Consider the following 699-nt stretch of genomic DNA (forward strand, 5'->3'; position numbering starts at 1 on the left):
GAAATCCCATGCCATTTAGGGACAATTTCACACCAAGCTCTTTGACATCAGAACTGTAACCTCCAGGACAGGGATTTTCTCGAAATTGGCGACCACATTCACGGCACAGGTAACTCTGTTTTCCCTGACGATGACCATTTTTGACTACTTTATGGCTTTGGCAATAAGGACAATCCATCTTGATTTATTTGAGAATATCATTTTCTATTATGCAACACCATAACTTGAGTCGAAGTCAATGGTCGCTCCTGTGCAATCGGGTTCTTGACGAGTTGGGTTTGGGCGACCATCAGGCGTTGGTGGGGCTGCACCACGATGTCAAATATCCCGGTTCAGACAAAACTCGCACCCACGCCCATCTGCTGATTAACTTGGTTAACGATGCGGGGAAGTGCTTCGAGTCCAGTTGTCTCCATATTATCAAGTTGTGTCCATATATGGAAACCCCTTATCCTGTGTTGCATTGCGATCGCAGTGCGGATAAGGGTTTGATGATAGTGGGGGCGGTGGGACTTGAACCCTTCATAAAGGCTATAACCCCTATTCTACCGTTACTCTAGTGCACTCAAAAGCGATCGCACATTTAGGAGTTAGTGCCAAATGAGTGCAAGTACAAACAGTACACATAGTGTTACAGATCAAGGCTTTGAGGATATTCTTGAGTTTTTCAACCTATCCCGCAAACAATGTCCCAAAGGT

The 699-nt window shown here is 45.2% G+C and carries 1 protein-coding gene and 1 pseudogene; one reads left to right on the forward strand and one right to left on the reverse strand.

All coding sequences use genetic code 11. The features are described 5' to 3' along the window. Positions 1-178 (reverse strand): annotated as a pseudogene (locus tag B9T16_RS29085) (IS1 family transposase); the annotation flags it as partial. A 10-nt stretch (positions 179-188) separates the two neighbouring features. Here B9T16_RS29085 and B9T16_RS29090 point away from each other — a divergent pair. Further along, positions 189-560, forward strand: a complete 372-nt coding sequence (locus tag B9T16_RS29090; RefSeq protein ID WP_373869269.1) for a relaxase/mobilization nuclease domain-containing protein — start codon at positions 189-191, stop codon at positions 558-560. The last annotated feature ends 139 nt before the right edge of the window (positions 561-699 follow it).

It is taken from the genome of Arthrospira sp. PCC 8006, from assembly GCF_046480465.1.
Taxonomy (GTDB): domain Bacteria; phylum Cyanobacteriota; class Cyanobacteriia; order Cyanobacteriales; family Microcoleaceae; genus Limnospira; species Limnospira platensis.